The following is a 23,664-nucleotide window of genomic DNA, read 5'->3' as shown; positions in this document are numbered from 1 at the left end:
TTCCAGAAAAATCTTTTGATAAGCAGGAATTTGCAGCAACAGGAGGATGAAATATCTGCATTTTTATGTGTTGTTGAGCAGCATTTTTCCGCCTAGATTGTGAAAACAGTTGTTAATAAATTGAATGGAAAAACAATTGCATCATGAATATAATTATTTTTATTAATAACGAGATGACATTTTAATTCATCACTTAATTAATACATTAATTATATATTAATTAATTTTATTCTTATCATTCCTGAAATATCATTTAAATTATTCAAATTACCGATATTAATTTCCCAAATTTAATGTATTATCAAAAACCAGCAAAAGTTATTTTAAAATCACAGTAAAATTACGATTCATATATTTTACCTCAGTAATGTCAAACAATATTATACATATCAAACATATAGTCATTTGCATATTAAATAATAAAAATGCCTATATTAACGTCAAAATAGTGATTATTTTTATCACTCCTGTCCAAGTAGTTAGTGACGTTTCAGACATAACAAAGGAACCTTCTATGTCTAATTACACAGTAATGATTGTTGATGAGCACCCTATTATACGCTTTGGATTGCGTCAGCTCATCAATACCGACGAACATTTCGTTGTGATGGCCGAAAGCTGTAATTGTACCGAAGCCTTAAGTCTCGCGACAAATCTACAACCCGACCTTATCATGATAGATACCAACATGCATGGCAATAAAACTTTTGAAACTATTCGAATGCTACGAAAGCAGTGCTTAAATAGCTATTTATTAGTTTTATCTGCATCGACAATCAAAACGGATATTTATGGCGCTATTGATGCAGGCGCTCAAGGCTATTTATTAAAAAGTAGTGAGCTAGATATGCTATATTACAGCATGAAAAAAGCATCAGCGGGGCAACATGTATTCAGCGAAAAAATTTATCAACATTTAATGACCCGCCATCAATCTAATGACCCACTATCTACCTTAACACGGAGGGAATGTGAAATTTTGCATGAACTTGCCGCAGGTTTAAAGAATAGAGAAATTTCCAAGTTACTTTTTATTTCTGAAGAAACCGTTAAAGTACACATTCGAAATATTCTAAAAAAATTGCGGGTGCGTTCACGACTTGAAGCTAGTTTAATTTATATGCGCTCAAAATAACCGATATAAACTATTCAATTATACATTATATAGTAAATATTAGTAATTATGATTGTACCGAATATCTATTATAGCCATCGAAATAAATACCTGCTTTTATTTGTATTGTTGGGGGTAGACCCATAATACATTTTCCCGCATTATGTAAGGTAAATCATTCGCTTCCGAGGAAAATTGTATGTCTAAATCCCCTTCTTCTCCTTATATTATGTACGGAATTAAAAACTGTGACACGATCAAAAAAGCACGTCGCTACTTAGAAGACAACGGGATCGACTACCAATTCCATGATTATCGTGTTGATGGCCTAGACGACGCCTTACTCACTACATTTATGGAGCACATAGATTGGGAAGTCTTGGTGAACAAGCGTGGTACCACTTGGCGCAAACTCAGTGATGAGCAAAAAAATGCAGTTGTTGATGCAACAAGTGCAAAAAAAGTTTTACTCGCAGAGCCAGCAATGGTTAAACGCCCTGTGTTAGTTTCCGCTGATAACCGCTATTTAGTCGGTTTTAGTGCTGATGACTACCACACTTTTACTCAGTAGTTAGGTGATAGAAATGGATTGTCCTGTAATTCAATTAGCAAAAGAGCTCATCTCACGCCCCTCAGTTAGCCCTGATGACCAAGGCTGCCAAGTTTTATTAGCTGAGCGCCTAAAAAAGATAGGTTTCACTGTCGAGTCAATGCCATTTGGTAATACACTCAATTTTTGGGCACATCGTGGCTCCGGTGTAACACTCGCGTTTGCAGGTCACACCGACGTTGTCCCAGCAGGAAATAGCGCAAATTGGCAAACACCGCCATTTACCCCGACCATTATTAATCAACATCTATATGGTCGCGGCGCTGCAGATATGAAAGGTTCTGTTGCTGCAATGATTGTCGCCGCAGAGCGCTTCGTTGAAAAACACCCTAACCATCAAGGTCGCCTAGCCTTTTTAATTACCTCTGATGAAGAGGCTGATGCCCACGACGGCACTGTCAAGGTTGTCGAAGCGCTGATGCAGCGTAACGAAACAGTTGATTATTGCTTAGTGGGTGAGCCATCGAGCCAATCGAAGCTCGGTGATATCATCAAAAATGGGCGCCGTGGTTCTATTACCGCTAATTTAACGATACTTGGCACACAGGGCCACGTTGCCTACCCGCACCTTGCCGATAACCCTGTCCATCGTGCTGCGGCCTTTTTGCAAGAGTTAACCGCGACAACATGGGATAATGGCAATGCATTTTTCCCTGCAACCACGATGCAAATTGCCAATATTCGTGCTGGTACGGGGGCAAGTAATGTCATTCCAGGGGAGTTATTTATTCAGTTTAACTTCCGTTTTAGTACAGAACTAACCGATACACTCATTCGTGACAGGGTCACGGAGATGCTATCGCGCTATGGTTTAAAATATAGAATTGAATGGTCGTTATCTGGGCAACCATTCTTAACGGATAGTGGCAAGCTAGTCTCAGCAACCTTACAAGCAATCCAAGAATTAACAGGCCGCACTGCTGAATTATCCACCAGCGGTGGAACTTCTGATGGCCGCTTTATTGCGCAAATGGGTACGCAAGTCATCGAATTAGGGCCTCTCAACGCCACCATCCATAAAGTTGATGAATGCGTCAGCGTGGAGGATTTACAACAGCTAGCTCTGATTTATGAACGAATAATGGAGCTACTGATCCTATGATCACCATTGAAATGCTGACAGGCCGTTCGACGGACCACTTAGTCACCCTTGGTGGTCCTCATCGTTTACAATTTAATGCAACCAAAGCTTTCCTTGCGATGCAGCAAGCCGCAGCAAAAGCTGGCTTTAAATTACAATCCGCAAGTGCATTTCGTGATTTTTCACGGCAACAACTGATATGGAATGAGAAGTTTTCGGGTAAGCGCCCTGTTCTAGACACTCACAGCCAGCCCCTTGATATTAAAAAACTTTCAGAAGGCGAACTGTGTGAAGCTATCTTGCATTGGTCTGCATTGCCTGGAGCAAGCCGCCATCATTGGGGAACTGAAGTTGACGTTTATGACCCATTGCGCATTCCTGCTGGGCAAACATTGCAATTAGAGCCTTGGGAGTATGAAACGGGTGGTTACCTAGCTCAATTAAATGATTGGCTGTCAGACAATATGGCCACTTTTGATTTTTACCGCCCTTTCACAGCAAAAGATGCAGGTGTTGCCTACGAGCCTTGGCATATTAGCTATTGGCCACTTTCACACGAAGCTGAACAATTGTTGACGCCAGATGTTATCAAACAAGTGTTAGAACAAGAAGATATTTTAGGAAAGGACTGGTTAATCAGTAACTTATATTATATTTTTAACCATTATATAAAAATTCCAGAGTAACGCTTAACCCCCCTTTATTTTTATTAAACACCCCATAAACCAGATATTGTTGGCCTATGGGGTTGTTTTATCACGCATCGGTATGGGCTCATCAACGACAGGAAGCCGATACATAAAAATAAGCAGCCAGCAAAGTAAGCCAAGCAAACCGATTTTCAACCACAAATAGCTCACAACCCAAATCGATAATGAAAAAGTGAGTAAAATCAAAATAATTGCCTTAGGTTTAGCGCCTTTTGGTAACCCTTTGTGCTTCTGCCAATGACGTAGATAACCACCAAACCAAGAACGATACAAAAGCCAATAATGAAAACGGGGTGAAGAGCGTGAAAAACACCATGCAGCTAATAATAAAAATGGTGTTGTGGGTAAAACAGGCAACACCACGCCTGCAAATGCAAGCGCCACAGCCAGCCAACCGAGTATAATAAGAAGGATTTTTTTCAAATTTGCCTGAGCTCCCTTGCAAACTCGTACCAAAGTAAAACCCTGATAAACATATGGTAACTCACCGTAATATCAATGATATACTGTAATCGTAAACGGGTTTAATGAAAAGTCGCTTTTCCCTGTTTAAACCCATCAGTGAAATCGTTGGTTTATATCACGCCGTTCTCATTAGTGGTATAACGTTATATAACTAACACAGCGACAAAGTAAAAATGATAAATGGTGATAAAAAATGCAATGGCTAGCAGACTATTGGTGGATAATTCCGCTTCTCTTGGTTGGGCTGATTTGGAATTCCGTCAAAGAAATGATGAAGCTTGACCCTAAAAAGTTTCTGGATGATAAACCCGAGGTTCCTCCCCACAAAGACAATAACCACCTGTGGGATGATGAAGATGACTGGCCTAAGGACAAGAAGTAGTAACCTTTTGCACAACTTCTGCTAATAATGCTGGCTGGTATTGCCTAATAAAAATACCAACCTGCTGTCTCGCACTGTTTAACCACTGTTTCTGCCCTGTCAGCTTAAATTCTTCACAAATTTTCGCCAATGGCTGCCCTTGCTCAAAATAATTTCGTAAAAGAGGTGCAGGATCAGAAACCTGAGCTAAAAGGCGTAAAATGGCACTTTGGCTGGCTGAAACTGGCCGCTTAAACTCACTAAAACCAATAAGTTCAACCCAATCCTCTTCTGCCAGTTGCTGCTCATCCGTTGGACAAAAAGGGAATTCAGCTAAATCTGTTCGCCAGTAGAGATCTCGCTCAAGTAAGATTTCACCGTATTTACATAATTGCCTAGCTCTTGGTGAAAGCGGTAAAATGGCCATCGCCGTATAACACCCGCTGCTGGCTTCTTTCTGTGACCCAATACGAATAACACTAAACCCAGCTATTTGCCAAAACTTAAGCAAATCAGGCGTTAGACCAAAACTAACAGAAAGGAAATCAATATCTTGTGCGATACAATCCTGTTTTTGCTGCTCAAGTAATGTCAGGCCAATTTGCTGTCGACGATAATGTGTATCGACAGCAATGCGCATCACCCGTCGCGATTTCCACTGTGCCGCTTGTGGAAAATAACTGTGCGCGGCTAATGATTGGGCAACTAAGTTCCCACGTGGGCGACGTAGTCCCGCCCAAATTTGCCAACTCAACGATTCATCTAATAATCCTTCATCCACCATCCATAGCGCCCCTAAATAACGCTCATCACTTTGTTGGCTGAACGCGGTCATAAAATGCTGTTTTGTTGCATCTAATAAGCGGCGTAAATCTAATGGTGAGGTTCGATAATGAGCGCTCATTAATAAGCCATAAAAGGACGCTAATTTGCTTTCATCTTTTACCAATTCACCTTGGCTAATCGGTTGATATTCAATGATCGCATGCGGTACAAAAGTCGAACTTGGCTCTTGCAATAGCAGCGCCTGATTTAGCCAATTTTCGAGCGGGTCATGGCGCGCAAAACGAATAGGCTCATCAAGGGATAATAGAGTGAAAGTCGGCAAGCTTGTACAGAATTTCAACATAAACCCGCGCCCAGTCCCTTCATAGCCATCAACCGTGGTCGTCAATAATACACGAGGAAAATAACCAACCAATTGGCGTAACATATAATTTGGGATAGCTGCGGCTTCATCAATAATCAGCCAATCAGCTGCTATGTTATTACCCGCTTGGCAATAAGCGAGCAATGCATCTGGTGCCCAAAAATGCAGAGGTTTCACCGCATGTTGCGCCAAAACTTCAGTAGATACTTTAGCGGGAGCACAACACCAACACTCCCCTTGCCATTGTTGTATAAGCTGACCTGCTACCGTTGATTTCCCACGGCCTCTTGGCGCAATGATCCCCCAAACACCAGTGGTAGCAGATAATAATTGGTTCAATACTTGTTGCTGTTGCGTTGTTAATTGCCCTGTAGGCGGTACCCAAGTAGGATAATTATTCAGCAATTTTATGTTTGGGTTCTTACCTTGCTGGTAAAAGATAATGCCTTCCGAGTTACTCATCGTGCGTTGTAAATGGTGAACAAAATTGGGCGTTGGAATAATGCCATGCTGTTCATTCCAGCGTAAGCTATCTATATCTGGATGGTTCGGCCAAACCTCTTGCAGCACAGTACAAAAGACCAGCAAGCTTCCTGCCTTTAACGTGCCTGATAGCATGGCAAGCGCTTCACTGTGAACGCCTCTGCGTGCATCAAAAACACCATGCAAGAACTCACGCCCCAGCAATAAGTGGGCATTTTCTGGTCGCTCACTATTGGGTAATTCTGAAGAAAGCGTTACCCAATCCCCTGTTAAGCGGGTTTGTAGTTCAAGTAATTGCTGAGTAACCCATTCATCATCGCCAGATAAAACCAATAAGCGACGAAAACCAAATATACGCAGCTGTTCTACGCAGGCAGACAGCAAATCATTCATGAGACGATTAAGACTTCCCAATTAATAATGACAATATCCCTGCTGCAATTAATGGCCCAACAGGCACACCTCTAAATAAAGCAACCCCGATCACGGTGCCAACAAGCAGCCCAGCAACGGTCGAAGGTTGGTTTGACATTAAAGCCACTCCACGGCTCCCTAACCAAGAAACCGCGATACCAATGACGATTGCCAGAATGGATTTCCAATTCAAAAATGAGCCCAGTACTTCACCCGCACTGATTTTACCACTCGCAATGGGCGCCATGACCCCAATAGTTAAAATCAGGATCCCGATGGTTAACCCATACTTTTCAATCCAAGGGAAATAATTATTTAGTGGTGTTATTCGGACAACCAATAAAAATAACATGGCAAGTGTTACGGTCATATTATGGCTAATAATCCCTAACCCTGCTAAGACCAAAAGAATGATTAATGTGGGGTCAACGTGACTCATAGATTTTTCCCTGTAAAACTAGCAATTTTTTGTGAGTAGCAAAATAACTTATTTTAAAACATGTTATTGGCTCATTAGTTAAGAAGCAAACAATTACATCAACTCTTTTGTTAATAACCCTATCCAGTATTAGGTTTGTGATTTTTATTCGCCCTGGCATTACATTTTCAATACTAATCAGCAGCGGTTATTACTTTAATTTCTATCTGATTGTTTTATACTGCCAGCAAACAGACTCAACATAAGAAATTTTTATGAATATAACTCGAGAAAAACTCACTTTACCTGCAAATGCCAGCAAACTGTTATTGCACTCCTGCTGTGCCCCTTGCTCAGGGGAAGTCATGGAAGCTATTCAAGCCTCTGGTATTGATTATACAATTTTCTTTTATAACCCTAACATCCATCCTAAAAGAGAATATTTAATCCGCAAAGAAGAAAACATTCGCTTTGCTCAAAAACATAATATTCCATTTATTGATGCTGATTATGATACTGATAATTGGTTTGAACGCGCGAAAGGAATGGAAGATGAACCTGAACGCGGGATCCGTTGCACAATGTGTTTTGACATGCGTTTTGCGCGCACGGCTTTGTATGCCGCCGAAAATGGATTTTCTGTGATTTCCAGTTCACTTGGGATCTCGCGTTGGAAAGATATGCAGCAAATCAATGATTGCGGGAAACGTGCCGTTGCGCCTTATGAAGGTATGGAATATTGGGACTATAATTGGCGCAAAAAAGGCGGCTCCGCCCGGATGATCGAAATAAGTAAACGTGAACAGTTTTATCAACAAGAATACTGTGGCTGCATCTACTCATTGAGAGATACAAATAAACATCGAAAGTCCCAAGGGCGAGATATTATTAAAATAGGCGTTCTGTATTACACACCATAGCAAATTTCCCTCCCAGCATAATCCATGGCAAACCAGCAAAATGTAAAAATAAACCATGATTGTGCTGGTTTTTCACACCCAGAGAAAAACTTAAGTTAAATTCTCGGAATATTTATCACTCTTTAATTTTTAACTTATCCTTTTTTTTGATTTTCCACACCATAAACACCAACTTGCAGTGTGTTTTCCTGAAGTTTGCCTCAAATGTCCTACTCCCCAGAAAACCAGCGATTATTGCGTATAATACCCCTGAGTAATCAATACACAAAAACTTATAACCTAGCATTATTTATCATTTTAATGTTTTACATGGTTGTGCGACATTCTGCACAATTTCAGCTCTAGGATTGAAAACATGACCCAAACATTATCCCCTTATTCAAACGCGCGTTTTATCGCTATCCGTTTGCTTCCAGGTGAAGACGTTTTATTGACACTAAGGAAACACATTGCCCTGCATGGGTTCCAAGCCGCATTTATTGCTGGTTGCGTTGGGAGCTTAACAAATGTTGCGTTACGCTTTGCTGGGCAAGAAGACACCGACCATATCAGTGGAAAATTCGAAATTGTCTCGTTAATTGGCACATTAGAAGCCAATGGTGAGCATCTCCATTTATCCGTTTCTGATGAAAAAGGTCACATGCGGGGTGGCCATATGATGCCAGGCTGTAGCGTTAGAACCACATTAGAGTTAGTTATTGGTGAACTTGAAAACATCACCTTTACACGAGAACCCTGTGCTCTTTCAGGTTACGAAGAGCTTATTGTTATTTCGCGTTGATTTTCATATTTTATTTTTGCAAGGAATGGTTTTCTTATGAGTAAGTCATCGTTTATTTCCAGCCGTACACTGACGCTAATTGTTTTTTCAATTGCGATTAACATGGTTGTTGGCCAATTAAGTTCCATGTTAAAACTGCCGATTTTCCTCGATTCTATAGGCACGATTATTTGTGCATTACTCGCGGGGCCTTGGGCCGCATTAACCAGTGGCCTACTCACTAACTTATTGTGGGGATTATTAAGCGGGCCTATTGCAGCAGCTTTTGCCCCCGTCGCAATGATGATTGGGTTAAGCGCTGGCCTATTAGCGCGAGCAGGTGGATTTCGTACATTACCAAGAGTGATTTTATCGGGTGTAGTCATCACCTTTGCATTAATGATTGTTGCAGTGCCAATTCGTACATACTTGTTTGGTGGAACAACAGGTAGCGGCGCAGATTTCTTTGTCGCTTATTTCCATGCTGTGGGTGATAACTTACTTGAATCCGTCGCAATTACGGTATTAGGCGCAAATATTGCTGATAAAATAATCTCAGCGCTGGTCGCTTGGCTACTGGTTCGTCAATTACCTGAACGCGTGCAACGTAACTACCCTAATATGGCGAAGGTGCGCTAAATGCACCCTTTTACCTCACTAACCGCATGGTTTTGGCTCAGTGCCAGTTCATTATTCTTACCGCTGGGCTGGCCATTGGTTCTGCTGGGGTGTAGCACGTTTATTGCTTTATTATTGTGGCAACCCGCTCGCTTTCGCTGGAAATTTGTCGCGTGGTTTATGCTCCCGATGGGGTTAGGTTTATGGCTGATACACGGGGGCTGGTTAGCGCAATTACTGACGGGTGAAACTTTGAAAAATAGCCGCCCTGAGTTCGCATTAGCATTATGGTTTAAGCTACTCACCATCATCAGTGCTTCCCAAATCTGGCTACAATATGTTCCAACCGAGCGGTTTATCCGTGCTTTGTTCGCTAGCAGGCTACCTGCTAGCTTTTCTTACCTTCTTGCTGGGCCTCTATTGCTTGCTGAACAACTTAAGCAACAGCTGAGTATTATCCGTGAAGCACAGTTAGCAAGAGGCGTTCCCCTTGACGGTAATTTTTGGCAACGGTGCACTTCATTACCCGCCATTTTATTCCCCTTAGCCAGTAATACGTTAAGCGAGTTAACTATTCGTGGCGCAGCACTGGATATGCATGCTTTTCGCTACAGCGCCAAACGCACAACTTTAAACCCGCCAGTGGATAACCTCAGGCAAGTTGTATTACGTTACACCCTGTTATTAATGATATTTATTGAAGGTGGGTTAGCTCTGTGGTGGTAAATTTACAGCAAATGCACTTTATTCCCCAAGGTGCGCAACAACCTTTACTTGGGCCCATTGATCTCCAACTTAATGCGGGGCAATGGTTTTGCGTTTTGGGCGGAAATGGCAGTGGAAAAAGCACGTTAGCTCAGCTTATTGCCGGTTGGCATGGGGATTTATTACACGGTGAATTAACAGGCACAACCGAAGTCTTGCAGCAACCGCTAGTCAATAACTCATTAGTCCAAGCGTCTGTTACGCGCCAATTTATTCAGCAATCACCACATTTACAACTTTCAGGCTGCACATTTACAGTTGAACAAGAGATTGCCTTTGGCCCCGAAAATCTAGGCCTTAGCGAAGATGAAATTACCCAACGCATCGAACATGCCATCGCTTTCACGTTTTGTGAGCCTCTCAGGCATCGGCACCCCGCGACCTTATCTGGTGGCGAAGCACAACGTGTTGTTTTGGCGAGCGCTCTTGCTATGCGCCCACAATTATTGTTGCTCGATGAGGCTTTTAGTCGCTTGACGCCCAGTGCGACCCAGCGCCTATTGACTCAACTGAAACACTATTCAATGCAAACAAATTGCTGCGTCATATTATTTGAGCGTAATTTATTACCTTCTATTGGCTTTTGTGACAATTTTCTGTTGTTAAGTACAGGAAATGTATTTTCGGAGGCAGGAAGAATGCTCGCCAGTGGTTCTTTAGACACCATTTTTCCGAGCTCAATTGCCACGATTAATATGCCCGATGCATGGCGCGTGGTTGGTGAGTTAGTCAAACTTGGCAAATGGCAAAGCGCAATCCCTCGAAATGAAACTCAATTAGTGAATGCGTTTAAGGAATTATATGCTAGAGCTTAATGACTTAAGTTACCGCTGGCCAAGCTCAACTATCAATAATATCGCTAATTTATCGTTCAAGATCGAAACTGGAGAATGGGTTGCGCTTGTCGGTGATAATGGCGCGGGGAAATCCACACTCTTGCGGCTTCTTGCTGGGTTATTATCCCCTAATCAAGGGGATTTACGGTTACATGGTCAGCAACTTGCCCAGTTAGCGGCTCCAGAACGCGCTAACCACGTTGGCATCCTATTCCAAGAGGCTGAAAAGCAAATTTTCCACAGCACGGTTAAAGCCGAGGTTGCTTTCGGGCTAAAGCGGCAAAAGCTGGCAAAAGAGGTCGTTGCAGAACGCGTACAAAATGCGCTGGAGGCTTGCCACTTAGCTGATGTAGCTGAAAAACATCCCCTTGACCTTCACGCAGGGCAACGCAGGATGGTTGCAGTTGCTTGCTTAGAGGCGGTCTCTCCACCACTCATTTTGCTGGATGAGCCAAGCCGCGATTTTGATGCATTATGGATGCAGCGGTTTGAAAACTGGTTGAATTTACAACGAGATAAAGGTACGACTATTGTGACGATTAGCCATGACTTTGATTTTGTGGCTCGTCATTTTAAACGGGTGCTACATTTATCCCATGGAAAACTGATTGCTGATGGTTTACCGATTGAGGTGCTCAATCATAATGTGTTACAGGTTGAGTCTGAACTCCCTGCTCCAACCTTGATTTCATTAAGCCAAACGTTGGCATTATCATCTGAATCAGTCACACCTAATGCGTGGGTTAAAAATTTTCACCATGATTAAATAAAAAAATAGCCTGCTAAGCAGGCTAAAGTCGTTCTATTTATAGGAAATAATTAATCTAATTGAACCCCGATGCGGCGCGCAACTTCTTCATAAGCTTCGATTAAACCACCAAGGCTTTGGCGGAAACGGTCTTTATCCATTTTATTTAAGGTTTCTTTATCCCATAAACGGCTACCATCTGGGGAGAATTCATCACCCAGAACCACTTGTCCGTTGAATAAACCAAACTCCAGTTTAAAATCGACTAAAATCAAACCTGCATCTGCAAAAATCTTGCTTAATACATCGTTGGCTTTGTAGCTAAGTTCACGCATTTTGGCGAGGTTTTCTTTACTCACCCAACCAAAGGTTTCGCAGTAAGATTCGTTAACCATTGGGTCATGTTTAGCATCGTCTTTTAAGAACAGGTCAAATAATGGTGGGTTTAAAATCATCCCTTCTTCAACACCTAAACGCTTCACTAGTGAGCCTGCGGCACGGTTACGGATCACACACTCAACGGGCACCATGTCTAATTTTTTGACGAGTGCTTCGGTGTCAGATAGTAATGCTTCCATTTGTGTTGGAATGCCCGCTTCTTCTAACTTGCTCATAATGAAGTGGTTAAACTTGTTATTGACCATGCCTTTACGGTCAAATTGCTCGATACGCTCACCATCGAGTGCTGATGTATCATTACGGAATTCCAGAACTAACAGATCAGGATCCTCAGTGGTATAGACAGTTTTTGCCTTGCCACGATACAACTCAGCTTTCTTTTGCATCTTACACACTCCAGAGATGTGATTAAACTATAGAGAATAACAATATGTGAATAGATTTTGTGACGCTGTTTTGCAGAACACAAAATTAACGGAAGATGCAAAATGGGTAAAAACACCCTTTCGCCGTTAGTTTTTTGCTCTGTTTCAGTCAGTTAGCCATCAAACAATATCAATTATCTAACCTACTGATATTCAATATTTTATCTTTCAATGCCTATTATGATAATAAAATTTCACGCTCGACGCAAACGATTACTTAGCGATAAACACTGATTTTTTGTCCATTTGTTTTTCTCTATCTAAAGTTATCGTTAATAATGGGATGAGTTAAAATGAAGTATCAACCTTTAATTTGCTAATAACTAATTAGTTAACTATATCTTTGATAACAAAAGAAAGATGAATAATAAATAAACCAATTAATAATCAGAGTTATTATTAGGACTGATTCAATGCTGATTGACTGATAACAACTAACTTATGTGGATGAATATCTTTGTCTTTTCCCCAGTACACGTCCATCCAGTTAAGGTAAAAATCCTCCATATTCGCAATACGGGCAAGGGGCCTCTCTTCTTCTTCGCCATTAGAGGCGTAGACAAAATAATTTTGACTAAAAGCCCAACTGATCATCGTTTCCCAAAAACGCTGCCCAGCGTCGGTTTGTTCTTCATCAGTAACCATAATGGAATAAGAATTAAGTAAGTTAATGAAAAATTGACGAGGTAAATCTTTAATTATTTCAACATGGTTATATGCGCTACTGCGCCACACTTTAACCTGAGTACACGTGGTTTTCCCTATTACAATATCCTGCCGAAACCGCAGTTCAACCAAGTAAACCGTTTCAGGCTTCTCGCCTTCTGCAATTAAGCGGTACTGATCCTTCTTTTTTGATTTCACTAACTGATAGCCTTCAGGTAAGGCAAAATTAGGAAGTACAAATTTACTCACACCTTCCGCTAAAAAATGTAGCGTGTCTTCAACATTTCGGCGGGTGATGCGTAATTTTTGGTTAAATTCCGTCCCTGAAATCTTTCTTGGCATAATATCGTTGCTACCGTTTTTTATGGGTTTTGCCGAGTGATTATGCACGTTTCGCCTCTGAAGAGTTATTGATATTAAATGAAGTATATCCGAAAAATTGCTGATGATAAATTCATCAAAATATGCGTTAGCTGTATCGATTATTAATATGGATAATCGAACATTATTATTTGTTTATCCATAAAAAAACCGCGGCTAACAGAGCCACGGTTTCTATTTTTAACGACCAAAACGACGTGATTATTTCTTTGCAGGAGCTTTACTAAACGCCGCTTTTAATGCTGCAACCATTTCGTCATTTTGTTTCTGCGTTAACGCAACACCTTTTGTCGAAATAAACTGCAACGTACTACGGTTGTTTAAGTCACCCACTTGCACTTTATAGTCTGCTTCAGGCACTGTTGGGTCATCAATGCCCAGCGCTTGCCACTCAGAACTGCTTAAGCCTTTGTAAGTCACCATCACTGAACCCGTTGAACGCGTGCGGTCACCCACTTTCATCCCTACGCTTTCTAAGGTATGTGGTAAACGTTCCCAAACAGCATCAAACGGTGCACGGACAACAATCAGTGGTAAACCAGTGTCATCACTGCCAGTTTGCACATCAATGATGCCATAAGCGTTTTGCAGGCTGTTTTTGTTCGATGTATCACGTAACGCATACAGGTTGTCGGTTAATTCATTTAATAACAATTTGTTATAACGCTGAATTTCAACGACATCCGTAATGGTTTCATCCCCTTGGCGCATGCCTAAGCTCGTTACCGTCAAGGCAATCATGCCATTTTCAGGTTTAACTGACACTTTATGGCGGCTTTCCATTGGGACGTTTTCATCTGCACGATCCCATTTTACCCAATTGGTTTCAATGGAATGCGTACCGTCATCTTTTGAGGAAACAGGGATCCCTCGTTGCTCTAAAATCATCGTAACTTGTGACCATAAAGCACTGTTTTCAGGTGTATTTTCTAACAACAAACGGCTTGCATCGGCGCTATCTTCCGTGCGCGAACCCGCTAATTGCGAAATCGTCAGTACTGGTGGACGAATATCCAACGCTTTTCCAACAGGGCCTGTTGACGTGGTTTTTGGAATGTCGTATTCGCCATTTTGTGCAGGCAATGTAATCCCTTGCGGCACATTTAACACTTTCAATGGCGCGGCGTTAAGATATTCCTCATCACCACTGACCTGACGTTTATAGCGCTGATCGCTGGAGCAGGCTGCCAGTAACACAACAAGTGACAGGCCAGCAACCTTCATAACCTTCGATTTTTGCAATAATGTTGCCATTAAAATTCCCTAAATTTTACAGTAACCCAGCGAGTTTTAAAGCGTCCTCAACTTTTTGCTGGCCTGCGGCAGTTAACGGTGTCATAGGTAACCGTAATGTTCCATCTGCAATCAGACCTAAGCGATGACAACCCCATTTCGCTGGAATTGGATTCGGTTCAACAAATAACTGCTGGTGTAAGCCCATCAGTTTTTTATTTAATTCACGCGCCTCAGTATATTTGCCTGCAAGCGCTAAGTCACACATTTTTACCATCTGCGCGGCAGCAACGTTCGAAGTTACTGAAATAACGCCCTTTCCGCCCAGTTGCATGAAATCAAGTGCGGTCGCATCGTCACCGGTTAGCAGCACAAAATTATCATCAACCAGCTCTTTGATTTGATGAACACGTGCTAAGTTCCCTGTCGCTTCTTTAATTGCGACAATATTCGCCAATTTTGCTAAACGACCCACAGTTTCTGGCAGCATATCGCAACCTGTACGTGATGGTACATTATAAAGAATTTGTGGCAAGCTCGTGTTTTCTGAAATTGCTTTAAAGTGTTGATATAACCCTTCCTGAGAAGGCCTATTATAATAGGGTGTTACAGTCAGGCAAGCAACTACACCACTGTTTTCAAAATCATTTGTCAGTGAAATTGCTTCTGCAGTTGCGTTCGCACCCGCCCCTGCAATAATCGGGATACGCCCATCAGCAAGCTCTAACGTTGCTTTCACGACATCCACGTGCTCTTTATGCGTTAAAGTTGCAGACTCACCGGTAGTACCAACAGAAACGATGGCTGTTGTGCCGCTTTCAACATGGTAATCGACCAATTTTTTTAAGCTTGCTTTATCTAAGCGCCCAGCTGAATCCATTGGTGTGATAACGGCAACAATGCTTCCCGTTAAAAAATCTTTGTAGTTTGCGTTTCCATTAGCCATAGCGATACCCCTTAAATAATTGAACCTCCATGTTACGTTTTCATTTCCAAGAAGAAAACCACCCAACAGCAAGATTTTAATGAATTTTGTTAATGCCAGCGTAGTTAACTTAAATAGAAGTAATAATTCACTGACTTTTCTCGCAAGAGTGAATGACGCCTCTTGGCAGATGTCACTTTTTATGTTTTCCTTATCCATAGTGTACGTCAGTTTTTTATAGCCTTGTTTTAAGGCTATATTCTAATCAAATGTTTAACTGACATAATCAAAAAAATAAGGAATAGACTTTGCCTAAGACTGAACAGCAATTTCTTGTCATTACTGCGCTGGGAACAGATCGTCCGGGCATTGTGAACACTATTACACGCCTTGTTAGCGAGTGCGACTGTAATATTGAAGATAGTCGCTTAGCGATGTTTGGCAAGGAATTTACTTTCATTATGATGTTATCCGGAAGTTGGAATGCAATTGCCCTGCTTGAGGCAATTTTACCACCCAAGGGCGCTGAACTCGACTTACTGATCGTCATGAAGCGGACGCAAAGTGTTCAAATAACCTATTACCCATCTACAGTTACTGTGAATGTCGTTGTCGATGATGCACCTAGAATTGTCGAGCAATTCACAAATTTATTTACAACTTCACAATGCAATATCGCAGAACTTGTTTCTAAAACACAACCAGCCAATAATGATATGCCTGCTCAACTGGAAATTCAGATTACTGCACATGACCCGTTGGACGACAATGGCATAATTATAAAGAATAAATTTCAACAACTATGTACAATGCTAAATGCCAAAGGCAACATCAGTATTGTTAACAACCCCAATATGCAGAGTTAACGGAGATATATGTAATGAACCCATTGAAAGCCGGTGATAAGGCGCCACAATTTAGCCTTCCTGACCAAGATGGTGAGATCATCAATCTTTCTGATTACCAGGGTCAGCGCGTATTAGTTTACTTTTACCCGAAAGCGATGACTCCCGGCTGTACTGTTCAAGCGTGCGGCTTACGTGATGAGATGGATACACTCAAAGCAAAAGGCGTCGAAGTTTTAGGCATTAGCACAGACAAACCAGAGAAACTGTCGCGTTTCGCTGAAAAAGAAATGTTGAATTTCACGCTGTTATCCGATGAAGACCACCAAGTGTGCGAGCAATTTGGGGTTTGGGGCGAAAAACAATTTATGGGGAAAACCTACGATGGGATCCACCGTATTAGTTTCTTAGTCGACCCAACAGGGAAAATCGAACACGTTTTTGATGATTTCAAGACCACCAACCACCATGAAATCGTTCTCGCGTACATCAACGCAAACGCATAATATTTTATAATTCAATAGTGCTGTATATCCCATACAGCACTATGATTGATTTCTTATTTAGCCGCTTCTACTTGCTCTTCTGGCCAAACATGGATAACCGCTTTAATTAAAGTTGCTAATGGTATTGCAAAGAAAACCCCCCAAAAGCCCCATAACCCGCCAAATACCACTACAGACAAAATAATCACCAATGGGTGTAAGTTTACGGCCTCTGAAAACAGTAATGGCACCACAACGTTGCTATCCAGCCCTTGAATGATCAAATAAACTAACATCAAATACCAAAACTCACTGCCAATGCCGTATTGAAACAACGCGACAATGACAACAGGAATAGTGGCAGCGACTGCACCAATATAGGGAATGAGTACCGCGACACCCACAAGTACCGATAACAATACCGCATAGCGCAAATCAAAATAGGCGAAACATAAATATGTTGCGACGCCGACTATCACCATTTCCGTTACTTTACCACGCAGATAATTGGTGATCTGTTCGTTCATTTCAACCCAAACTTTCCCCACCAGCAAACGGTTTTTGGGCAGCAACTTTAAGAAACTCCGGCTAATACGTTCTTTGTCTTTTAGTAGAAAAAAGGTCATTAATGGCACTAACACTAAATATACGGCGAGGGAGAAGATCCCAATTAAAGATGCCACTGACGCTTTAACCACTGAATCTGCAATCCCTGACAAACGACTACGCAGGTTGTCTGCCATCATATCAATAATTCCCACGTCAACTAATGCAGGGTATTGCTCAGGTAATTTTTGTGCAAATTCATTGAAGCGGTTAACCATGTTTGGCAGATCGGACATCAAATTAATGCCTTGCTGCCATGCTGTTGGCGCAATAATTAAAATTACCATGGCACTTATTCCCGCAAACAGGGTCAAAATGATACTCACCGCAAGAGCGCGGGATAACCCAGTGCGTTGTAACATATTTGTTGGCCATTCAAGTAAATAGGCCAAGGCAATTGCCACCAGCAACGGAGCCAGTATACTGCTGAAAAAGAAGATGATCACAAAACCTGAGACAAGTAATGTAAACAGTGCCACGGCTTGTGGATCGGCAAAACGCCGACGGTACCATTGTAAAAACAATTCCAGCATGTGTTGCTCCTGAGGAATTAATGCGAAGGACAGTTCCTAAATTATCGAAAATTATACCGAATAACAGATTTTACGATAGCTTTTGCTATCATGTGTTTTAAACTTTTCGAGTTATTTAATGCCTTGTACTTATAGACTCGAAATAAAGTCGGTATTTACCCTAAATTTTAAACGTTGTATGGGATACTCACGTTTCATGAAAAAAAAATTGAAATACCCATTATTGGCTTTCATGATCGCTGCACTCATAAATGGTGCAGTTTTGCCTGCTTATAGCGCAATTGAAGATACCTTACCCGACATCGGTACCACTGCCGGTGGCACGCTCAGTATTAATCAAGAAATTATTATGGGTGATGCTATCACTCGGCAAATTCGTGCCAGCACACCACTTATTTACGATCCCCTGTTAACTCAATATGTTAACAAGATTGGCATGCGCTTAGTGAAGAATGCCGACTCAGTTAAAACTCCGTTTAAGTTTTATTTAGTTAATAACCCAAATATCAATGCCTATGCCTATTTTGGCGGCAATGTGGTGCTGCATTCTGCCTTATTCCGTTATAGCCAAAATGAAAGTCAACTCGCATCGGTAATGGCGCACGAAATTTCCCACGTCACGCAAAGACACCTTGCACGAATGATGGAAGACCAAAAAAGCACCACGCCGTTAGCCATTGCAGGGACAATTGGCTCACTCCTTTTAGTGATGGCCAACCCACAAGCGGGTTTTGCTGCACTGACAAGTACCATGGCGGGTGTGCAACAAGGGATGATCAGTTTCACCCAAGCGAATGAGCAAGAAGCAGACCGTATTGGCCTGCAAACATTGCGTCGTTCGGGTTTTGACCCTCATGCGATGGCAGATTTTATGCAAACTATGGCTGACCAAACCCGCTATATGTCTAAACCACCTGAAATTTTATTAACGCACCCCCTTCCCGACAGCCGTTTAGCGGATGCGCGTAACCGTTCAAGCCAATTACCCAAAGTTAGCGTACCTTCATCTTTAGATTTTATGTTGGCCCGTGTCCGTATTTTAGCCATGTATGGCACAGACCAAAAACATGCCCTTGACCAGATCATTGAAAATTACGAAAAAGGCACGTCAAACGAACAACTCGCCGCGCAATATGGCAAGGCGCTGATCCTTTCACAGGATAAAAAATATGCAGATTCAGGGAAAATCCTCACTGAGCTGTTAAATAAACAGCCGGATAACCCGTGGTTTATCGATAGCATGACCGATATCGACATTGAACAAAACCAAGCAATGAAAGCTGTTACACGTCTGCAAACTGCACTGAAAAAATCACCGAAAAACACGGTATTTATCGTTAACTTGGCGAATGCGTTAATCAACAACCATCAGTATAAAGAAGCCACTACACTGCTGAATAAATACACCTTTGATTACCCGGATGACCCGATTGGTTGGGATTTATTGGCTGAAGCGTCAGCAAAACAAGGCAATCGCCCAGAAGAACTCGCTGCTTATGCCGAAGGCCTCGCACTGCGTGGTGGTTATGACACGGCAATCAATTACTTAAGTGATGCCAGCCGCCAAAGCCGTTTAGGCAGTTATGAACAACAGCGCTACGATGCACGTATCGATGCATTGAGAAAACTACAATTACGTGATGAAAATGCAAAACCGTAAGGACTTAAAAATGACGGATTCAATTAAGATTTACCATAACCCGCGTTGCTCGAAAAGCCGTGAAACCTTAGCACTTTTAGAAGAAAAAGGGGTCGCACCAACGGTGGTTGAATACTTAAAAACGGCACCGACTGCTGTAGAGATTAAAAAGTTACTGAAAATGTTAGGTTTTAAAGATGCACGTCAATTAATGCGTACGAAGGAAGACCTGTATAAAGAATTGAATTTAAGCGATGACAGTTTAACGCAGGATCAACTCATTAAAGCTATGCATGAAAATCCTAAATTGATTGAACGCCCTATTGTGGTTAATGGTGATAAAGCCCGTTTAGGTCGCCCACCTGAGCAAGTGTTGGGGATTTTGTAAAAATCCCTCTTAATAAGCAAAAACCAGTCCCACTGAAAAATTAAGACTGGTTTTTTGTTATTTCTGACCTTTATATTCCATATAGCTCAGTATGGTTAAAAAAAAAGCAGTGAAAAAGCCCACTATATTTGAAATTATTATTGCTTCAATAAAATCACTTTTACCATAAGAAAAATTACCAACCTTATAGAGTATATTTAATTGGTTAATTAATTGGGTTATGACTATAACGCAAAAAAAAATAACAAATAAACTTAAATAAAAATAGATAAAATACAACAAGATTTTCATTTATTCATTATCTCCTTTTAGGTTGTCATCTATATTTTTCTTCGTTAATTCTGATGATACAGCACCCGTAGCACTACCAATAATATTAGGGTACTTAGATTGTTTTGGAGGAGCAGATATGGATGGCATATGGGTTAAAAATCGTTCTTTCAGCCCACTAGACCACGTATTCATTTTCTTATCTAATAATTGAGTTGTTTTCTGTCCGAAATAATGAAGAGCTTGCGGTTACTGTAAAAGAACCTATATATTCCCTTTCGTTCATGATTTGATTTCCTTACCTATTTTATAGTAAAGAAAAATCTAAAATACTATTTTTTTATAGTCAACTAACCATATCTTTTATATTTATTATTTTAAATACCATTGCCATTCAAGTTTAAGGCTATATTAATCATTAAGACAGTAATATTACTATAGCTTCAAAATATCTTTAACAAACGGAATGGTGAGTTTGCGCTGGGCAACAATTGAGGCGTGATCGAGCTTGTTGAGAATATCAAACAACGTACCCATTTTTCTGTCGAGGCGCTTAAGCACAAAACGGCATACATCTTCGGGCAGTTCAAAGCCACGCATGCGAGCACGTAATTGTAAGGCGTAGATTTTATCTTCATCACTTAATGGATGCAGTTTGTAAATCTGCCCCCAGTCAAGGCGGGATGCTAAATCAGGCAGTTTGAGGTCAATTTGACGAGGTGGGCGATCACTGGTGATCAACAAACAGGTACGGCCAATTTCGAGGATACGATTGTATAAATTGAAAATCGCCATTTCCCATTCTTCATCCCCCGCTATGCATTGGATATTATCAATACATACCAGTGAGAGGTTTTCCATGCCTTCAAGGACATCAGGTACAAAATAGGCGCGTTTATCTAAAGGAACATAACCAACAGCGACACCTTGCTCTGAAAGCTCTGCACACGCCGCATGGAGTAAATGGCTTTTTCCGCCACCTTCACGTGACCAATAGTAAATGTAGCTACCATGGGCTTGGTTGATTGCAGATTTTATAGCAGACAGCAACGCATCATTTTCCCCTGCATAAAAGCTGGCAAAGGTTTCATCATCCGGTAGATAAAGTGGTAGTGAAAGCTGTGATGGTGTGTTCAGAATCGCCTCTGGCTGTACAAATCAATTTTCGCTAAACAGTTTACCACAAAAAACGCGGCTAGATGAACAGGATCCCGTTCAATTGCCGCTGCTTTAACCACAGCGGCAATTGACTGAAATTAAAAAATACGATTACTTATCACTATTTAGCTCTTTAACTTCACTGTTAATAAACTGTTTTTCAGGGCGAACAAAGGTAATAAAGCGGAACAGTAATGCCATAAAGATCCCGACAATAGTCGCTAATGCCATGCCTTTCAATTCAGCTTGACCAATATGAATAACCGCACCACTCACCCCGATGATTAAGATCACAGAGGTTAAAATTAAGTTTTGTGGCTTATTATAGTCAACCTTCGAATCAATCAAAACACGAATACCTGACGCACCGATGACCCCGTACAATAATAAAGAAACACCGCCCATCACTGGCACAGGGACTAATTGGATAGCCGCGGCTAATTTACCGATACATGATAGCAAAATCGCGATAATCGCCGCTCCACCGATAACCCAAGTACTGTAAACCTTGGTGATCGCCATCACGCCGATGTTTTCACCATAGGTAGTGTTTGGCGTTGAACCGAAGAAACCGGATAACACTGTTGAGAAACCGTTAGCAAACATGGAGCGATGTAAACCAGGGGATTTCATTAAATCCCGCTCAACGATATTGGCCGTAACCACTAAATGCCCTACGTGTTCTGCGATAACGACTAAAGCCGCAGGTAAAATAGTGAGTATGGCAAACCACTCAAAACGTGGGGTATAGAATGTTGGGATAGCAAACCAAGGCGCTTCAATCACTGGAGTGAAATCCACAATGCCCATAAAATATGACAACGCATACCCCGTTAAGAACCCGATTAAAATAGGGATAATCGATAAGAACCCGCGGAACATGACCGCACATAAAATGGTGACTGATAACGTGGTTAATGAAATGATTAAAGTATTGGTATCAACCGCGGCGCCATCTTTTGGCAGTAAACCTGCCATACCCGCTGCCGTCTGAGCGAGCTCTAACCCGATAACGGCAACAATCGCCCCCATCGCTGCGGGTGGGAACATGACGTTGATCCAGCCCCTTCCCGCGACTTTGACAATTAACGCCACAAGGCAAAACAGCACGCCACAAATAATAAAGCCGCCAAGTGCCAGTTCATAGCCTAAAGGCAGTAAAATCAGCACCGGTGAAATAAAGGCAAAACTTGACCCTAAATAAGCAGGGATCTGACCTTTACAGATAAAGAGGTAGATTAGTGTACCGATGCCGTTAAACAGCAAGATTGTTGCTGGATTTACACCAAACAAAATGGGTACGACAACGGTTGCGCCAAACATCGCAAAAAGATGCTGAAAACTTAGTGGAATGGTTTGTAGTAATGGTGGTCTTTCTTCAACACCAATGGTGCGACGTGTCATTTTAGCTTATCCCCTTTTAGCTATGATTTATGCAAGTGCCCGAAGACCTGCATACGTTTTATCTCATTCAATAAATCAAAAAAAAGCCGACTTCTCAGTCGGCTCATTTTTATTTAGTACCAAATATCTTATCGCCCGCATCACCGAGACCAGGAACAATGTAACCTTCTTCATTGAGATATTGATCAATGGAAGCGGTATACAGCTCAACGTCTGGGTGGACTTTTTCTAATGCTTTGATCCCTTCAGGTGCCGCAACTAAGACTAAAACCTTAATTGACTTACACCCTTCTTTTTTCAGTAAATCGATAGTTGCGATCATCGAGCCGCCAGTTGCCAACATAGGGTCAACAACTAACGCCATACGCTCATCGATATCTGAAGTCAGTTTTTGGAAATAAGGGACAGGTTGCAGTGTTTCTTCATCACGGTAAACACCAACCACACTGATACGTGCGCTAGGAATACTTTCCAATACACCATTCATCATACCAATACCTGCACGAAGAATTGGTACTACGGTGATTTTCTTACCTTTAATTTGTTCTATTTCGACAGGACCACACCAACCATCAATAGTCACTTTTTCAGTTTCTAGGTCAGCGGTTGCTTCATAAGTCAGTAGGCTACCAACCTCTGAGGCCAGTTCACGAAAGCGTTTAGTGCTTATATCATGATCTCGCATCAGGCCAAGTTTATGTTTAACGAGAGGGTGTTTTACCTCAACGATCTTCATGGGTTTCTCCTACTATTTTAGACGCTGGCGGACAAAAAAATCGCGGGATTATAACTCTTTTAACCATGAATGCCACTAGATTACGTTTGATTTTGGTCAAAACATCAACGATTAGGCA

27 protein-coding genes are annotated in these 23,664 nt (G+C 41.6%); 15 read left to right on the top strand and 12 right to left on the bottom strand.

Annotation, left to right across the window (positions count from 1 at the left end; all coding sequences use genetic code 11):
• Positions 1-514 precede the first annotated feature (514 nt).
• From J6836_RS05575 to J6836_RS05560, 4 genes are all read left to right on the top strand, one after another.
• Complete coding sequence (locus tag J6836_RS05575) at positions 515-1,135, top strand: LuxR C-terminal-related transcriptional regulator (protein WP_219247544.1); 621 nt, start codon at positions 515-517, stop codon at positions 1,133-1,135.
• 178 nt (positions 1,136-1,313) lie between these two features.
• Complete coding sequence (locus tag J6836_RS05570; protein WP_255586331.1) at positions 1,314-1,685, top strand: ArsC family reductase; 372 nt, start codon at positions 1,314-1,316, stop codon at positions 1,683-1,685.
• A gap of 13 nt (positions 1,686-1,698) precedes the next feature.
• Positions 1,699-2,826: a succinyl-diaminopimelate desuccinylase gene (gene dapE, locus J6836_RS05565; protein ID WP_219247542.1), complete on the top strand. Its 1,128-nt coding sequence runs from the start codon at positions 1,699-1,701 to the stop codon at positions 2,824-2,826.
• Positions 2,823-3,491: a M15 family metallopeptidase gene (locus tag J6836_RS05560; protein WP_219247540.1), complete on the top strand. Its 669-nt coding sequence runs from the start codon at positions 2,823-2,825 to the stop codon at positions 3,489-3,491. The genes dapE and J6836_RS05560 overlap by 4 nt, the downstream gene beginning before the upstream one ends.
• A 54-nt stretch (positions 3,492-3,545) precedes the next feature.
• Here the strand turns inward: J6836_RS05560 and J6836_RS05555 are convergent, their stop codons facing one another.
• A complete protein-coding gene (locus J6836_RS05555; protein WP_219247538.1) occupies positions 3,546-3,938 on the bottom strand; it encodes a DUF454 family protein in 393 nt (130 codons plus the stop codon).
• Between the two features lie 235 nt (positions 3,939-4,173).
• On the opposite strand from J6836_RS05555, the gene J6836_RS05550 reads away from it, so the two are divergent.
• On the top strand, positions 4,174-4,362 hold the full coding sequence (locus J6836_RS05550) for a YpfN family protein (protein WP_047757402.1): 189 nt from the start codon (positions 4,174-4,176) through the stop codon (positions 4,360-4,362).
• Here the strand turns inward: J6836_RS05550 and J6836_RS05545 are convergent.
• Positions 4,346-6,367, bottom strand: coding sequence for a tRNA(Met) cytidine acetyltransferase TmcA (locus J6836_RS05545; RefSeq protein WP_219247536.1), 2,022 nt, complete (start codon positions 6,365-6,367; stop codon positions 4,346-4,348). The genes J6836_RS05550 and J6836_RS05545 overlap by 17 nt on opposite strands.
• A gap of 7 nt (positions 6,368-6,374) precedes the next feature.
• On the bottom strand, positions 6,375-6,827 hold the full coding sequence (locus tag J6836_RS05540) for a DUF441 domain-containing protein (RefSeq protein WP_219247534.1): 453 nt from the start codon (positions 6,825-6,827) through the stop codon (positions 6,375-6,377).
• A 254-nt stretch (positions 6,828-7,081) separates the two neighbouring features.
• Between J6836_RS05540 and J6836_RS05535 the strand changes: the two genes are divergently transcribed.
• The 6 genes from J6836_RS05535 to J6836_RS05510 all read left to right on the top strand — a co-directional run bounded on the left by J6836_RS05535 (position 7,082) and on the right by J6836_RS05510 (position 11,471).
• A complete protein-coding gene (locus J6836_RS05535) occupies positions 7,082-7,726 on the top strand; it encodes an epoxyqueuosine reductase QueH (RefSeq protein ID WP_219247532.1) in 645 nt (214 codons plus the stop codon).
• Between the two features lie 355 nt (positions 7,727-8,081).
• Positions 8,082-8,507 carry a PPC domain-containing DNA-binding protein gene (locus J6836_RS05530; protein ID WP_219247531.1) on the top strand — a complete coding sequence of 142 codons (426 nt, stop codon included), beginning with the start codon at positions 8,082-8,084 and terminating at the stop codon, positions 8,505-8,507.
• Positions 8,508-8,543: 36 nt separating this feature from the next.
• A complete protein-coding gene (locus J6836_RS05525; RefSeq protein WP_219247530.1) occupies positions 8,544-9,125 on the top strand; it encodes an ECF transporter S component in 582 nt (193 codons plus the stop codon).
• Positions 9,126-9,830, top strand: a complete 705-nt coding sequence (locus tag J6836_RS05520) for an energy-coupling factor transporter transmembrane component T (protein ID WP_219247529.1) — start codon at positions 9,126-9,128, stop codon at positions 9,828-9,830. It abuts the gene before it with no gap.
• Positions 9,821-10,684, top strand: a complete 864-nt coding sequence (locus tag J6836_RS05515; protein WP_255586330.1) for an energy-coupling factor ABC transporter ATP-binding protein — start codon at positions 9,821-9,823, stop codon at positions 10,682-10,684. Before J6836_RS05520 ends, J6836_RS05515 begins: the two co-directional genes overlap by 10 nt.
• The gene (locus J6836_RS05510; RefSeq protein WP_219247528.1) at positions 10,671-11,471 is read left to right on the top strand and encodes an energy-coupling factor ABC transporter ATP-binding protein; all 801 of its coding nucleotides are present in this window, start codon (positions 10,671-10,673) and stop codon (positions 11,469-11,471) included. Before J6836_RS05515 ends, J6836_RS05510 begins: the two co-directional genes overlap by 14 nt.
• Positions 11,472-11,524: 53 nt before the next feature.
• Here the strand turns inward: J6836_RS05510 and purC are convergent, their stop codons facing one another.
• The 4 genes from purC to dapA all read right to left on the bottom strand — a co-directional run bounded on the left by purC (position 11,525) and on the right by dapA (position 15,503).
• Entirely contained in the window at positions 11,525-12,238 is a 714-nt protein-coding gene (purC, locus tag J6836_RS05505; protein WP_219247526.1) for a phosphoribosylaminoimidazolesuccinocarboxamide synthase, read from the bottom strand.
• A 438-nt stretch (positions 12,239-12,676) separates the two neighbouring features.
• Positions 12,677-13,333, bottom strand: a complete 657-nt coding sequence (locus tag J6836_RS05500; RefSeq protein ID WP_255586329.1) for a hypothetical protein — start codon at positions 13,331-13,333, stop codon at positions 12,677-12,679.
• A 192-nt stretch (positions 13,334-13,525) separates the two neighbouring features.
• Entirely contained in the window at positions 13,526-14,578 is a 1,053-nt protein-coding gene (gene bamC / locus J6836_RS05495; RefSeq protein ID WP_219247524.1) for an outer membrane protein assembly factor BamC, read from the bottom strand.
• Between the two features lie 16 nt (positions 14,579-14,594).
• A complete protein-coding gene (gene dapA, locus J6836_RS05490) occupies positions 14,595-15,503 on the bottom strand; it encodes a 4-hydroxy-tetrahydrodipicolinate synthase (protein ID WP_219247522.1) in 909 nt (302 codons plus the stop codon).
• A gap of 287 nt (positions 15,504-15,790) precedes the next feature.
• Here dapA and J6836_RS05485 point away from each other — a divergent pair, with 287 nt between their 5' ends.
• Positions 15,791-16,348, top strand: coding sequence for a glycine cleavage system transcriptional repressor (locus J6836_RS05485; RefSeq protein ID WP_219247520.1), 558 nt, complete (start codon positions 15,791-15,793; stop codon positions 16,346-16,348).
• A gap of 14 nt (positions 16,349-16,362) precedes the next feature.
• Positions 16,363-16,833: a thioredoxin-dependent thiol peroxidase gene (gene bcp, locus J6836_RS05480; protein WP_206086558.1), complete on the top strand. Its 471-nt coding sequence runs from the start codon at positions 16,363-16,365 to the stop codon at positions 16,831-16,833.
• 53 nt (positions 16,834-16,886) lie between these two features.
• Here the strand turns inward: bcp and J6836_RS05475 are convergent, their stop codons facing one another.
• The gene (locus J6836_RS05475; protein WP_219247518.1) at positions 16,887-17,951 is read right to left on the bottom strand and encodes an AI-2E family transporter; all 1,065 of its coding nucleotides are present in this window, start codon (positions 17,949-17,951) and stop codon (positions 16,887-16,889) included.
• A gap of 196 nt (positions 17,952-18,147) precedes the next feature.
• Between J6836_RS05475 and J6836_RS05470 the strand changes: the two genes are divergently transcribed.
• Positions 18,148-19,611 carry a beta-barrel assembly-enhancing protease gene (locus J6836_RS05470; protein ID WP_219247516.1) on the top strand — a complete coding sequence of 488 codons (1,464 nt, stop codon included), beginning with the start codon at positions 18,148-18,150 and terminating at the stop codon, positions 19,609-19,611.
• Positions 19,612-19,621: 10 nt separating this feature from the next.
• Positions 19,622-19,978, top strand: a complete 357-nt coding sequence (gene arsC / locus J6836_RS05465; RefSeq protein ID WP_219247514.1) for an arsenate reductase (glutaredoxin) — start codon at positions 19,622-19,624, stop codon at positions 19,976-19,978.
• Positions 19,979-20,269: 291 nt separating this feature from the next.
• Here the strand turns inward: arsC and J6836_RS05460 are convergent, their stop codons facing one another.
• The 4 genes from J6836_RS05460 to upp form a co-directional block, all read right to left on the bottom strand.
• On the bottom strand, positions 20,270-20,443 hold the full coding sequence (locus tag J6836_RS05460; protein WP_219247512.1) for a hypothetical protein: 174 nt from the start codon (positions 20,441-20,443) through the stop codon (positions 20,270-20,272).
• A gap of 240 nt (positions 20,444-20,683) precedes the next feature.
• The gene (hda, locus tag J6836_RS05455; protein ID WP_273803179.1) at positions 20,684-21,388 is read right to left on the bottom strand and encodes a DnaA inactivator Hda; all 705 of its coding nucleotides are present in this window, start codon (positions 21,386-21,388) and stop codon (positions 20,684-20,686) included.
• A gap of 129 nt (positions 21,389-21,517) precedes the next feature.
• A complete protein-coding gene (uraA, locus tag J6836_RS05450; RefSeq protein ID WP_219247510.1) occupies positions 21,518-22,810 on the bottom strand; it encodes a uracil permease in 1,293 nt (430 codons plus the stop codon).
• A gap of 109 nt (positions 22,811-22,919) precedes the next feature.
• Positions 22,920-23,546, bottom strand: a complete 627-nt coding sequence (gene upp, locus J6836_RS05445; RefSeq protein ID WP_047757238.1) for a uracil phosphoribosyltransferase — start codon at positions 23,544-23,546, stop codon at positions 22,920-22,922.
• Positions 23,547-23,664: the final 118 nt, after the last annotated feature.

Origin of the sequence: Providencia sp. R33, from assembly GCF_019343475.1 — a bacterium.
In the GTDB taxonomy this organism is placed as follows: domain Bacteria; phylum Pseudomonadota; class Gammaproteobacteria; order Enterobacterales; family Enterobacteriaceae; genus Providencia.
This window is presented reverse-complemented; position numbering and strand designations above follow the sequence as displayed.